Origin of the sequence: Halomonas sp. BC1 (assembly GCF_002078135.1) — a bacterium.
Lineage (GTDB): Bacteria > Pseudomonadota > Gammaproteobacteria > Pseudomonadales > Halomonadaceae > Vreelandella > Vreelandella stevensii.
Genome location: NZ_LFGS01000004.1, coordinates 611,463 through 623,760 on the forward strand (window position 1 = coordinate 611,463; position 12,298 = coordinate 623,760).

Sequence of the window (12,298 nt, forward strand, 5' to 3'; positions counted from 1 at the left end):
CCTTACCATCATAAAGGCGACTGTACGACGAGCCAACGCCAGCTCGCGGCACTGATGCCCCATGTGGCAGGCATTCGCAGCCCCGGCTCTGCGGCATTGGAAATTGCCTATGTCGGCATGGGCAGGTTTGACGCCTTCTGGTCTCAAGGTGCGGAGCTAGAGCTTTGGGATATTGCAGCGGGTATTGTCATCGCACGTGAGGCTGGGTGCCAGGTTAGCGACCTTGCTGGCCACGATGCCCCCACCGAGTGGAACAGCTTGCTGATCGCCCACCCCGAACGACATGGCATACTCAGGAGCCTGCTCAATGAGTGACTGGGTTCAAAACATTTGGAGGAGCTTTCCCGGTAAGAGTGTGCCAAAGATATCGCTAAAATTGGCTGGCGATGAGCAAGCAGCAATCCCATACGAGACACATACGAAAAAGCCGCCCCGAAGGGCGGCTTGATCATGTTCTCTAACGCTTTGCTTTTCAACCACTTTTAGTGGTGCCGACACCAGGAGTCGAACCCGGGACCTACTGATTACAAGTCAGAGCGTCCACACTTTGCCCACGTTTGCTAGACTTTGCTATGATGCGCTAAGGAACTATAAACACGGGCTTTTCTTGTTATGCGGCTACGTTGGCTTTCTCTGATATTCTCCTCAATTTGCTGCATTTCCTAGACCCGGCATATACCCAAGCGATAATCTGACCGCCACGCCCTTCCCTGGAGGCCACAACATGCCCCGTCTCAACTTCACCAAAAAGGCGCTTGATAGCCTCCCGGTTCCTGCCGATGGCAAGCGGGCCAACTATACGGACACGAAAGTGTCTGGCCTAGAACTTCGCGTGACCTCGAAGGGTACCAAAACGTTTAGCTGCCAACGTTGGGTAAAGGCCAGCGCCAGACCTGAGCGCATCACTTTAGGCCGCTACCCCAACATGACAATCGAGCAGGCCAGAAAGCAGGCGTTACATATTAGCGGCGCAATCGCTGACGGTGAGAACCCCGCTGAAGTTCGGCGCCAGCTAAAAGGGGAGCCAACACTTAACGAACTGTTTAGCGACTACTTACGCCGTCACTCACAATTGGTTAAACGCTCTTGGCGTGAAGATGAGCGCGTGTTTCATAAATACGTGAGCCCTACCTTAGGTGGCCGGAAACTATCCGCACTCAACCGCCGCGACTTTGTGGCGCTACATGCCACCATTAGCCGTACGGCACCTATTCAAGCCAACCGGGTGCTTGCGCTGTGCTCAAGCCTTTTTGGGTGGGCTGAAGATGTTGGCCTATGGGATAGCAGCAACCCTGCCGCTGGGATTAAGAAAAACCGTGAGAAGAAACGTGACCGCTTCTTGCAGCCCTCGGAGCTACCCCGCTTCTTTCAAGCATTGGCAGCAGAGCCATCGGACACGGTGCGTGATTTCTTCTTGGCTTGCCTACTAACGGGTGCCCGGCGCTCTAATGTACTTGCCATGCGCTGGGAAGAGCTTGAGCTAGCGGAAGGCGTATGGCGCATACCGGACACCAAGAACGGGGAGCCGCAACTGGTCACGCTCCCCACGCAGTTAGTCACGGTTCTGAATGAACGCAGAGTACACACAACGGGTGCATGGGTATTCCCCGGCACAGGTAAAACAGGCCACTTCACTGAACCCCGCAAAGGGTGGGAACGGATATTGACCAGGGCGCAAGCGCTGGGGATCGTCAAGGCGCTTGCGGAGGTGGAAAGCTGGAGTGAACAGCGTATTCAAGACATGACAGAAAAAGCGCTCTTCCAGCCTACCGATATTATCCAAGGGTGTGCCGTTGCCCTTGGTAAGCACGATATGACACCCGAGCAATTCTCCCTGTCTGACCTTCGCATTCACGACCTACGCCGCACCCTTGGAAGTTGGCAAGCAAAGCATGGTGCTTCACTCGCCATCATCGGGAAGTCACTTAACCATAAGAGCGTTCAAGCCACGGCCATTTATGCCCGGTTAGATATCGACCCGGTACGCGATAGCGTGACCCGGGCGGTTGATAATTTGTTGGCCGCTGGAGGTGTCACGGCACCTGGTGAGGTGGTGCCCTTCAAGAAAAAGTCATCGTAATTTTTAGGCGTTTTCCGGGTTCCTTGTTTTTTGCAGTGTCCGTTGTGTCTTTGTGTCCTGAATCATCATAACCAACTGAAATTAATAATGAAAATACGCAAGACACAAAATAAAAAACACGCTGACACAAAGTGTTCAGACACAACTTGTGTCCCGCTCTCAGCCAATCAACAAGCCCGTCATTAGCCTGACACACAGCACCGCTCATGCGGGTGCAGGCTCACCATTAGCCCCATGCCCAAGGCACTGCCAGCGCCAGCACGAACCCCAAGGAAGGGCACCGTTGCCCAGCAAGCGGCATTGCCTTGCCCCGCTGTTTCTGGCGGCATAGCGTGGGCCGGGGGAATCCCCTACACTTACTACTTGTATATCGGTTAGCTATTAAGTGAGGTAGCAACATGGGTACCACAATCGACATAGACCACAGGACACTAACCCGCCTAGCAGATGAGCAAGCGATGCAGGACACCCGTGTGATTGGCCAAGTAGGTGGGTGGTTAATCGAAGTAGACCTAAACGGCACACGTGGCCGCTTGGTGTCGAAGCGTGGGGTACCCCGGCTCTTTGGCAGGTTTGAGACCCTAGCGAGCTATTTGAAACGGGTAGGTATTGAACATTTCAGCGTTGACGCTGAACACTATGAGCCCACCCCTACCCGCAAGCGCCCAGATGCCGCTACCCGGTTAATCAAGACACATGAAGCGGCTGAGCATGACGCCTGGTTCAGAGGCCAAGTAGAAGAGGCGATAGCGGAAGCCAACCACCCTGACGCCCAATGGACAGACAACGCAGAGGCCTTTCAGCATGTGCGCCAGCGCATAAGGGAAAAGCATGCGCGTTAGATGGCTGGCGCTCGCCTTGCGCGATCTGGAAGGCATCACGGATTACATCGCACAAGATAACCCCGGCGCTGCCCTGCGCATGGCTGACCGTATAGAGCTATGTGTGCAGGGGCTAGAGCGCCACCCTGAACAAGGGCGGGCCGGGCGTGTGAGCAGCACCCGTGAACTTGTCGTGACCAGCACCCCTTACCTGGTTGTGTATCGGCTTAATACCCAGAGCGTGGACATACTGCGTGTGCTGCACGGTGCCCAGCAGTGGCCGCCCGGTGGCTCATGATGGCTAATCAAGACTCCCCAACCACAACACAGCACAAGCCTACGCCAGCGGCCATGACGGGAGTGGAGAGCCTGCGAGAAATGCTGGTTGAGCGTAATGATGCTTTCAGGCTTCACGCTGACTTGCCTTTCTCAGAGCAAATGGAACTCTTGGGGCAACAGCCTGGCAGCACGTTACTTGAGATGCTCTCTATGCGGCTAGAGTCTTTTCAGGCCACTAAGCAAACGCCCCGGATCACCGACGTTGAAGAACACCTACATGACGCCATGACCCTTGCCGCCCGGTCCATGTTCAGTGCGCTCAATGATGCAGAGACATGGCGGCTTTGTTATCGACTCGCCTACTTGGTGGGTTACGGCATACCCGTTGTTGATCGATCAACCGCGGCAGCAGCAAAAGCACGGCGTGAAGAGCGTATCAGAGTGGCCCGGTCTGGCGGCAATAATCGTTGGAAAGAGTATGGCCCTATCAGGGATCGCTTTGCTTCTCTGGTACCAAGCGGTTGCTATGACGCTAATGGGAAACGTCTCCAGAAAGCCAAGGCGGCTGAAATTATCTGGTATTCATTAGCTACAGTATTTCCAGAGTCAAGCATGCCAAAAGAAGGTGCCGTTTTTGATTGGCTCACTGACTGGCATAAAGCCGAAGGTTTCCCCGCTTGGCCCAAACTACCCAAGCACTGGAACCAGTGGCCGCAGTCATAGCCAACAGCCAAAGCGCCAGCTTCCCCCGCTAAACAAGCCTTCTTCAAATTCAGCCAACGCAATTTTGCGCCCGCTGAAAGCATTCCCTGCTATTCAAGCCCTCTACCCTAGAACACCACTTGCCTAGCAGTCGATGATAGGCGTTTGTGATATCCCACCAGCGCCAGCCCTGCCCGCCTTTCTGGTGGCAACCTGTCCGGCTATTCCAAAAAAAGGGTTAGCTTAGCAAACCCCTCCAAGTGTTCAGCCTAAGCAGTAATCCTGTGTGTGCAAACGCGCTACAACGTGCAACAGCTAAACAGGACAAACTGCCATGAGCCATGCAAACCAACACTCACGCCCTTCAACGCCTGCCGCTAGCGACCTACTCCCCGCCGCTAGTGCCCGGCTTCCCGAGTCACACAACCCCAACCTACTGTTAACGACCAATGAGGCTGCCCCTTACCTTGGCGTGTCACCTCGCACGCTGGAAACCTGGCGTAGCACTGGCCGTCACGGTGTGCGTTACATCAAGGTGGGCAGCCGTGTTCGTTATCGCCTGCGTGACCTGGACGAATGGCTAGCCTCGCGCATGCAGGAACACACCGGGCAAAGCGGGGAGGTCGGCGCATGAAAGGCTTTATCGACCTCTACGCCCTAGCGTGCCAGCATCCCATAGTTCACACGCTGTACTGCCCACACCGAACCATTAGAACGATTAGTTGGCACGCTGAGCTAACGCTCGCCCAATTCTGCAATGCTGAAGGGCTGGCGCTGCCGTTGGCGGTTGACTTGGAAGAGCTGCCAGCTTTCCAAAACATCTTGGAGCAGGCCAGCCACCTGGCTTTTGGCGAGCTACACGGCCATGGCCGCTTTGCCTTTCCGCAACGCCTGATTGATGACCTGGACAAACGCGGCCAACTGGAAGGGTTCGTGACCTACTACCTAGGCCCCGACCCTAGCACCCTCCGCTATCAGCTTGCCACCCGCCGTGAACTGCAAAGCGAAGAGGATTGGGCAGCCTCGCGCCAGCAAGCCGCCGCCCTGCGCCACTGGCTAGCAGGTGAGCCGCCCACGGGCACAGCCCCTATTGCCATCCATGAGGCCACCGTATGAAACGTACTCTTGGCTATCAGCCGCCCCTGCCAGCAGGATTACTGCCTGGCCTACTGGCGGGGAAGCTTCACGATCCTTATGGCTTAGGCTGCCAAGTGGTTAGCGCTGAGCAGCAAGGCCGATACCGCCCATGCCGTCATACCGCCATTCATGCGGTTAGCCTTTACCCGGCGCTTGGGCTGGCGCAATTCAGCAACCCAGACGGCCTAGTGCTTCCCGTGGTGATACCTGACCACCAGCGCCACAGCTTTGAACGGGAAATGACACAAGCCTATGCCCGCCACTTTGGCTACTTGCGCGGGCGTGGTCGCTTCATGCTGAGATTGAAAGATATAGGGGCGGGGCGCTTTGGACTTTTCTGCCCTCACCTTGGCCGCATGGTTGAAGGGGATTGGGGCGCGTTTGTGACCTACTACCTCACCCCAGACCTACCGGAAATACGCTTCTTACAAGATGGGCAATGCCCCCATACACCGCCCGCTTATGAGGGGGAGTGGAAAGCCCTGTGCGCGGAACGCGATGAAGTACGGGTGTGGCTAGGTAGCGAAACCTCACAAGCGCCTAGCGCCGTGGTGTCACTGCCCCAACCAATGCCCAGCGAGACGGCACCGCCTTGGGAAAAGGCCTACCACCCCGAGGGGAATAACGCATTGGGCCAGCGTGCCTGAGGTGGAAAGGCACCCAATAAAAACCCCAGTGCTGGAACACCGGGGAGAGGAAGCTTTCATGTACTGCACACAGCATAAAACGCCCCACACCGTGAGGCAAGCGCCAGCGCTTGCGCCCACGCTTGGGGAAAGGTATTGTAAAGCGGTCACTGCAAAATCAGTGTCCGGGTGTGGAAACCCGAATCACCAGAGGCGCACTAGCGCCCCCATTTCAGCAGGCGCTTTTTTTGTGCCCGCTGCATGTTATGGCGGCTGTGCGTGGGACGCTTTCGAGCGTGCCGGATTCCTTTGGTGCCGGTTTTCCACCCCGCGTACGGTCGCCACCCAATCCCGTGGAAAGGATCGTGGCGACTCCAATACCAAAGGAGTCTTACCCATGGCCAAGTTACGCCTGTTCCCTACCCGTAGTGCGCCCGCTCGTGCCGCTGCCCATCGCGCAATGGCGAAAGCCGCCCTGTTTTCTAACTCAAGCGCTGCCGTTCGGCTGAAGCGCTACAACCACCACATGGATAAGGCCCGCCGCCTGGAAGCTGCCCCATGCAGCAAGGCAGGTGCGGCATGAACGCCAAGGCGATTACTCAAGAGCTATGGCTAACCCCACGGGCGGCTATCGACGACACCCGGCACGCCATCACCAAGCAAGTGGCCACCATCAAGCCACAGCTTGAAACCGACTACGGCACCTTGGTACTCACCCAGCAAGAACGCGCCACGGTGCAAGCCTGTTTAATCCGTTTGCTAGAGCGCCGCTTGGTTGCCCTGGAAGCACACGGCGGGCCTGCCTTGGGCTTAATGGATCACGACGACAGCTTAACCCTTTGCCGTGAGCACCTGGAGCATGCAGAGGCGCTGTTCTATTCCATTACCAAGCTGCTGGACACCCCGGCGGCCTGCCACCAGGCGAAGCACCTTTCCCGCCTAGGCAGCCAGCTTAGCGCCAGCGCCTTGACCGATATCAACGGGCAACTAGCGGCTCTGGAAGCCCAAGCGTGTGAGCAGCAAAGCAGCGGGAGGGCTAACGGATGAATACCTCTTTCCATACTCCAGCCCCCAGCGAGCTAACACATGCACACCGTGAGGCAATGGCTTACATCCAAGAGCTGTCGATCACCATCACCATGCAAGGCGTCTATTGCGTAAGTGCTGAATACGCAGGCGTTGGTCATGGATTCCGCGTCAACGTGCTGCTGTTCAGTGAATTGGTCAAAGAGAACTTTAAGGCACACCAATCCTTCACTGTTTACCTCCCTGGCCTCGAGCGCTGGGCTGGTCATAACGCGCTTGAGGAACTGCAAGCCGTTGCCCGCGAATTAGAAACCCTGCTGGCAATTGCTCAAGGAGGTGTCGCATGAACCGCCCCATCCATGGTTTTGATATGCGTTGCCACGACCTACGCGACAGCGCCACGGCTATTGCAACCCTTATGCACTTGATCGAAGAGGATCAAATGCGCCGGGACACCGACGACGAAACGCCTTTCCTGACGCCCGGTTTAACCAGCGGGCTAAGCCATGCGGCCATGCAGCTCACTGAGCGCATTCATAGCCTGACCGATGCGTTAGAACTTGAATACGGTGAAGGGATCAGGGCAGCCAGCGAGGCCAAGCTAACAACCCCTTTACAGGCGGTTAAAAGGAACAAGCCATGAGCAAACCCAACGGATCAGTAACCCATGCTCGCTTTCAGGACACTAACCGCCTGGCGTTAACCCGTATTGAAAGCGTGCTGGCGCATTGGCTCCCTGGCGGCAAGGTTCAAAAGCGTGAATACGTGGTGAAGAACCCCGCCCGTGACGATCAAAACGCGGGCTCGTTTTCGGTCAACCTGGACACGGGCCAATGGTATGACTTCGCCTCAGGTGACAAGGGCGGCGACTTGGTCGCCCTGGTAGCCTACCTTGAGCGCTGCCCTGCACAAGCCGATGCGTTGCACCTGCTGGAAGGCTTTCTAGGCACTGCCCCTATAGAGTCATCCCCCCCTCACAAAAAGGCCAAGGCGGCACCGCCTGACCCATGGCAACCTGTGGCCCCTATCCCCGCCGATGCCCTCAGTGGCATACCCAAACGGCATTTGAAGCATGGCGACCCTTGGAAGCGTTGGGAATATCGCAACGCTCAAGGCGAACTACTCATGGTGATTGATCGCTTTAACTTGCCACTGCAACCAGGTGAAGAGAAACCGCGTAAGGTATTTGCGCCCCTAACCCTTTGGCAGCATACCGGAACAGGGGACACCAAGTGGCAACGTAAGGGGTTACCCGCCCCAAGGCCACTGCTGAACGTGGATCAACTTGCTAAGCATCCCAGCGCCCCGGTGGTGGTCTGTGAAGGCGAGAAAAGCGCCGATGCGGCTGGCGCGCTGCTGCCGGACTATATCGCCACCTGCTGGCCCAACGGCACCAACTCCGTGAGTAAAGCCGACTTCACCCCGCTCAAGGGGCGTGACGTACTGCTATGGCCTGACAACGATGAAGGTGGCGTTGTCTGCATGCAGCGGTTGGCCGAGGAGCTACAAACGCTTGGGGCCAAGACTGTGCGCCTGGTGGCTTTGGATTGCTTCAGCCAAGCCCCTGTGTGGCATGACAACACCCCCGCCTTTGCTGAGGGTGGTGAATGGTTGGAAAAGGACGATGCCGCCGACCTGTTAGCCCGTGATTGGACACCCGCCCACCTGAGCGCTCTGGCGGCTGAAGGGGCACTGTTTAAGGAACCGCCCGCCCTACCTGCTTCACCCGCGCCAGCGGCCAAGCCTGCCCCGGCAAAGCGGGACGCCCGCAAGAAAGCACAGCAAACACCCGGCTTCACCGTTACGGACACAGGCCTGTATGCCGTTCCTGAAGATGGTGAGCCCCGGCGTGTCTGTGAACGGCTGGATATCATCGCGCAAACCCGCGACGAACGCGGCCAAAACTGGGGGCTACTGGTTGAGTTCTGCGACCCTGACGGCATCACCAAGCGTTGGAACATTCCCGCTGAGGCATTGATAAGCGAAGGCGCGAAAGATGCTATCTCCCCGCTGCTTTCGATGGGCTTAAAGCTGGATGCCAAACGACCAGCCCGCAACACGAAAAACGACCTAATCAGCTACCTACAAGGGTATGCAGGCAGCGCCCGTGCTCGCTTGGTGGATCGCATGGGCTGGCACGGCGATGCTTACTTACTGCCCATGGGGGCTATCGGTGAAACCTTGGAAGCCCTTGAGTTCACCAACCACGGTGCTGAGCTTCCCAGCATTGAAGAGGCGGGCACACTAGAAGAGTGGCAAACCCACATTGGGGCGCTCTGCCCTGGTAATGACAGGCTAGCACTAAGCGTGTGCGTTGCTTTTGCTGGGCCGTTGCTTCACCTGCTGGGGCTAGAGTCGGGTGGCTTCCACCTGTACGGGGAGAGTTCAGGCGGTAAAACCACACACCTTCAAGCGGCTGTTTCCGTATACGGCTCGCCTAAGCTAGTGCGTAGCTGGCGCTCTACTGACAACGCCCTTGAGTCGATCGCTTCCGCCCACTCTGACGGCCTGCTTGCCCTGGATGAAATAGGCATGTGTAGCCCGCGCATCATCGGTGAAACGGTCTACATGCTGGGCAACGGTGCCGGGAAGGCCCGGGCGAATGATCGCGGCAACGGTAAGCCCGTGCGCCGCTGGCGCTTGTTATTTCTCTCTACGGGGGAGAAGACGCTTGAACAGCACATGGATGAAGCCAACCAGATGCACCGGGCGGGCATGGATATCCGTATGCTTGGCGTGCCTGCCGATGCTGGCGCTGGCATGGGCCTGTTTCAAGAGCTTCATGGCTTCGACAACGCGGCGGATCTGTCTGATTCCCTCAAGGCCAGCGTTAATAAGTATTACGGCACCCCGCTAGTGAAGTTCCTGGAAGCACTCACCACCCCTGATAACATGCGTACCATCATCAAAGCGTTTCCCAAAACGCTTCAAGCCTTTGAGAAAGAGACACTCCCGAAGGATGCCAGCGGGCAAGCGCACCGCGCCGCTGCTCGCTTTGCCCTGGTGGCCTTGGCGGGTGAATACGCCACCGAGTGGGGAGCAACGGGCTGGCCTGCCTATACCGCATGGAACGCCGCTAAGGCGTGTTTCTCTGCCTGGCTGACTGAGCGCGGCGGGGCTGGCAGTCAGGAAGAAGCCAAGGTGCTCGATGCTCTTTGCCACCTGATTGAAACGCACGGAGAGGCGCGATTCTCTCGGCTGAACGTGGATTACCAGCACGATACCCATGCACCGCGCACCGTCAATAAGCTGGGCTATCGACGCACAGAAACGCTAGGCAGCGGCGCGGAGTGCCGCACCATCACGACCTATTACATTGGTTCAGCCTCGTGGACAAAAGAGGTGTGGAGCCGTGCGGGGCTACCCTCAGCACGCCAAGCCAACAAGGTGTTAAAGGCCCATAACGTGCTTCAGCTTGACCATGAAGGCAAAACGTCTATCAAGGTACCCGGCATCAAAGGCGGCTCACCACGCTACTACGTGTTCACTGATGAAGCGCTCTACAGGGCACAGAACGCCGCGAACGATGAAGAGGCCACCAAGGCAGCCTGAGCCAGCATTAGAACTCCTGCCACATCCTTGGATGCTTTGCTACTTTTCGTACACATAGCGTGGCAGAAAAGCACGGAGTATTGGCAAAAACCTCACACATGGAATACTATTGGTTATAATTTGAAGCCAAAAATGTAGTGAGGATGTCCCGTGATAGAAAAAGATGAAGCCATCGAATTACTTGAGCCTCATTTACCCACGATTGACCAGGTGGTGCGTGATGCATGGGCTGGCTGGATGGCTAGTAATCATGCGAGCAATTGGACGAAGCGAGGCCGTGCAAATTTCATGTGGGAAGAAATCAATACAAAAGCAAAGCAAGCTTTTGCTTCTAGCGAGGCTATCAAACCAATACCAGCCAACAACAGCTGCTTGTACATGCTAGATAAGTTAGCGTTTAGGTTCAAAAAACTGAATGATAACGGCCTTACGTGCAACTACCCCACTCAAGCATCGCTTGATTTTCATTCTCAATCTGAACTACCTGGCATCCCAGAAGTAGCTAGGTTAGAGGTAGGGTATTTGCTAAATAAACTTCAGACAAAAATTGATGAAGTTATAATTTCTTATCGAGAATCAGACTCAGTTGAGTGGTCAATAAAGCTCTCTGACCATCTTAATACTTCTAATGTTGTCCCAATGGAACACAACAGCGAACAAACTGACGAAGCAAATACCGAAAGAAAAGCCAAATTGGTTAAAGTTAAAGCACCTGCCAAAGAAGCAAAATCTTCTGAGGAAAGGAAATGAGCCATAACCTTCTTAACCCGCACCTAATCAAGGTTGCGCGTCAAGCTAGGTCTATGAGCCAATCACAGCTTGCTGAAAAAGCGGGCCTAACGCAAGCAGCTATATCCAAGTTTGAGGCAGGCTTAATCACTCCAGCCGAGGATGCTATTGGTTCGTTGGCTGAAGCATTGTCTTTCCCTACCAGCTTCTTCTATCAAACAGACCCAATATTTGGCGTTCCAGTAAGTATTAGCTACAGGAAAAAATCAAGCCAAGTTAAATCTAGAGATATTGAGCGCATAGAAGCTGAAATGAATCTAAGGCTCATGCACCTGCGTAGGCTTCTATCATCGGTTGAATATGAGCCTGAACTGACTCTGCCAATGCTCGACATTGACGAGTTCGATGGAAACGCAGAGAGAATTGCTCAACTGGTTCGCGCTCATTGGCGGGTGCCAAGTGGCCCTATACATAACCTCACCAATTTAGTTGAGCGAGCAGGCTGTATTGTATTTCAATGCAACTTCCAAAGCCTTGGTGTGGATGGGCTGACATTAAGGCCGCCCGGACTACCGCCGTGCATTTTCCTCAATAGTGAAATGCCGGGAGATCGGCAGCGCTTTACACTTGCCCACGAGCTTGGTCACGCAGTGATGCACAATGTGCCCAATCCAGATATGGAAGATCAGGCAAATACTTTTGCCTCGGAACTTCTGATGCCCAGAAGGGAAAGGCATTCGATATTTCATAGCAATGTAGACCTGCCGCTTCTAGCATCAATAAAGCCAATATGGAAAGTCTCGATGGGGTTCTCAATCATGGCTGCAAAGAACGCCGGACTTATCACTCCTTCGCAAAATAGCTATTTATGGCGGCGTATGAGTGCAATGGGCTATCGAAAGAAAGAGCCTTCTGAGGTTGACATCGCCCCGGAAAAATCTTCAGTCGTAAAGGATATCATTGAGCTTCATACAGATAGCTTAGGATATACTTATCAAGACCTTTATGAATATTTAAAAATCAAAGGCGATGACTTTCAAAGCCTCTACGAAATATCAAACGAAGCGAAACCTAAACTTAAATTGGTTACAAATTAAAATCCACCCCCTACAGCTTAATTAGGAAACTGCTGTAAGGGGAAATAGATTTTGATGAAGGGGATAATACTACTACACCTCATAGAGACGGCCACTAGTAGCGATACCCAGCATACTGCCCCTCTCTAGCGTTAACACTGCCCTTCACCTTCACTCCTTAACATCCCCCTAAACTCATTCATCTTCTGGTGCTGGTGCTGGTGCTGGTGCTGGTGCTGGTGCTGGTGCTGGTGCTGGTGCTGGTGCTGG

At 55.1% G+C, this 12,298-nt stretch carries 14 protein-coding genes; all 14 read left to right on the forward strand.

Annotated features, from left to right (window positions below):
* A partial coding sequence (locus B7L72_RS04385; RefSeq protein ID WP_303245517.1) for an inositol monophosphatase family protein occupies positions 1-315 on the forward strand: 315 nt, incomplete at its 5' end.
* 409 nt (positions 316-724) lie between these two features.
* Positions 725-2,080 carry a site-specific integrase gene (locus tag B7L72_RS04390; RefSeq protein WP_081192767.1) on the forward strand — a complete coding sequence of 452 codons (1,356 nt, stop codon included), beginning with the start codon at positions 725-727 and terminating at the stop codon, positions 2,078-2,080.
* Between the two features lie 831 nt (positions 2,081-2,911).
* Positions 2,912-3,199 carry a type II toxin-antitoxin system RelE/ParE family toxin gene (locus B7L72_RS04400; RefSeq protein ID WP_081192771.1) on the forward strand — a complete coding sequence of 96 codons (288 nt, stop codon included), beginning with the start codon at positions 2,912-2,914 and terminating at the stop codon, positions 3,197-3,199.
* Positions 3,199-3,903: a hypothetical protein gene (locus B7L72_RS04405; protein WP_217806034.1), complete on the forward strand. Its 705-nt coding sequence runs from the start codon at positions 3,199-3,201 to the stop codon at positions 3,901-3,903. Before B7L72_RS04400 ends, B7L72_RS04405 begins: the two co-directional genes overlap by 1 nt.
* 313 nt (positions 3,904-4,216) lie before the next feature.
* Positions 4,217-4,516, forward strand: a complete 300-nt coding sequence (locus B7L72_RS04410; RefSeq protein ID WP_081192775.1) for a helix-turn-helix domain-containing protein — start codon at positions 4,217-4,219, stop codon at positions 4,514-4,516.
* 146 nt (positions 4,517-4,662) lie between these two features.
* A complete protein-coding gene (locus B7L72_RS04415; RefSeq protein WP_139788424.1) occupies positions 4,663-4,998 on the forward strand; it encodes a hypothetical protein in 336 nt (111 codons plus the stop codon).
* The gene (locus B7L72_RS04420) at positions 4,995-5,666 is read left to right on the forward strand and encodes a hypothetical protein (protein WP_081192779.1); all 672 of its coding nucleotides are present in this window, start codon (positions 4,995-4,997) and stop codon (positions 5,664-5,666) included. The genes B7L72_RS04415 and B7L72_RS04420 overlap by 4 nt, the downstream gene beginning before the upstream one ends.
* Positions 5,667-6,042: 376 nt before the next feature.
* Positions 6,043-6,228 (forward strand): hypothetical protein, encoded by a 186-nt coding sequence (locus tag B7L72_RS04425; protein WP_081192781.1) that lies wholly within the window; start codon positions 6,043-6,045, stop codon positions 6,226-6,228.
* A complete protein-coding gene (locus B7L72_RS04430) occupies positions 6,204-6,692 on the forward strand; it encodes a hypothetical protein (RefSeq protein WP_139788425.1) in 489 nt (162 codons plus the stop codon). The genes B7L72_RS04425 and B7L72_RS04430 overlap by 25 nt, the downstream gene beginning before the upstream one ends.
* Positions 6,689-7,018 carry a hypothetical protein gene (locus B7L72_RS04435; RefSeq protein ID WP_081192785.1) on the forward strand — a complete coding sequence of 110 codons (330 nt, stop codon included), beginning with the start codon at positions 6,689-6,691 and terminating at the stop codon, positions 7,016-7,018. The genes B7L72_RS04430 and B7L72_RS04435 overlap by 4 nt, the downstream gene beginning before the upstream one ends.
* Positions 7,015-7,314 (forward strand): hypothetical protein, encoded by a 300-nt coding sequence (locus B7L72_RS04440; protein ID WP_081192787.1) that lies wholly within the window; start codon positions 7,015-7,017, stop codon positions 7,312-7,314. Before B7L72_RS04435 ends, B7L72_RS04440 begins: the two co-directional genes overlap by 4 nt.
* The gene (locus B7L72_RS04445) at positions 7,311-10,223 is read left to right on the forward strand and encodes a DUF927 domain-containing protein (RefSeq protein ID WP_081192789.1); all 2,913 of its coding nucleotides are present in this window, start codon (positions 7,311-7,313) and stop codon (positions 10,221-10,223) included. The genes B7L72_RS04440 and B7L72_RS04445 overlap by 4 nt, the downstream gene beginning before the upstream one ends.
* Positions 10,224-10,373: 150 nt before the next feature.
* A complete protein-coding gene (locus B7L72_RS18145; protein ID WP_139788426.1) occupies positions 10,374-10,973 on the forward strand; it encodes a hypothetical protein in 600 nt (199 codons plus the stop codon).
* On the forward strand, positions 10,970-12,049 hold the full coding sequence (locus B7L72_RS04450) for a helix-turn-helix domain-containing protein (protein WP_081192791.1): 1,080 nt from the start codon (positions 10,970-10,972) through the stop codon (positions 12,047-12,049). The genes B7L72_RS18145 and B7L72_RS04450 overlap by 4 nt, the downstream gene beginning before the upstream one ends.
* Positions 12,050-12,298 lie beyond the last annotated feature (249 nt).

Bases quoted from the DNA above. Each gene is read 5' to 3' on its own strand.
- B7L72_RS04390 (WP_081192767.1), top strand. From the start codon at position 725: ATGCCCCGTCTCAACTTCACCAAAAAGGCGCTTGATAGCCTCCCGGTT.
- B7L72_RS04400 (WP_081192771.1), top strand. From the start codon at position 2,912: ATGCGCGTTAGATGGCTGGCGCTCGCCTTGCGCGATCTGGAAGGCATC.
- B7L72_RS04405 (WP_217806034.1), top strand. From the start codon at position 3,199: ATGGCTAATCAAGACTCCCCAACCACAACACAGCACAAGCCTACGCCA.
- B7L72_RS04410 (WP_081192775.1), top strand. From the start codon at position 4,217: ATGAGCCATGCAAACCAACACTCACGCCCTTCAACGCCTGCCGCTAGC.
- B7L72_RS04420 (WP_081192779.1), top strand. From the start codon at position 4,995: ATGAAACGTACTCTTGGCTATCAGCCGCCCCTGCCAGCAGGATTACTG.
- B7L72_RS04425 (WP_081192781.1), top strand. From the start codon at position 6,043: ATGGCCAAGTTACGCCTGTTCCCTACCCGTAGTGCGCCCGCTCGTGCC.
- B7L72_RS04430 (WP_139788425.1), top strand. From the start codon at position 6,204: ATGCAGCAAGGCAGGTGCGGCATGAACGCCAAGGCGATTACTCAAGAG.
- B7L72_RS04435 (WP_081192785.1), top strand. From the start codon at position 6,689: ATGAATACCTCTTTCCATACTCCAGCCCCCAGCGAGCTAACACATGCA.
- B7L72_RS04440 (WP_081192787.1), top strand. From the start codon at position 7,015: ATGAACCGCCCCATCCATGGTTTTGATATGCGTTGCCACGACCTACGC.
- B7L72_RS04445 (WP_081192789.1), top strand. From the start codon at position 7,311: ATGAGCAAACCCAACGGATCAGTAACCCATGCTCGCTTTCAGGACACT.
- B7L72_RS04450 (WP_081192791.1), top strand. From the start codon at position 10,970: ATGAGCCATAACCTTCTTAACCCGCACCTAATCAAGGTTGCGCGTCAA.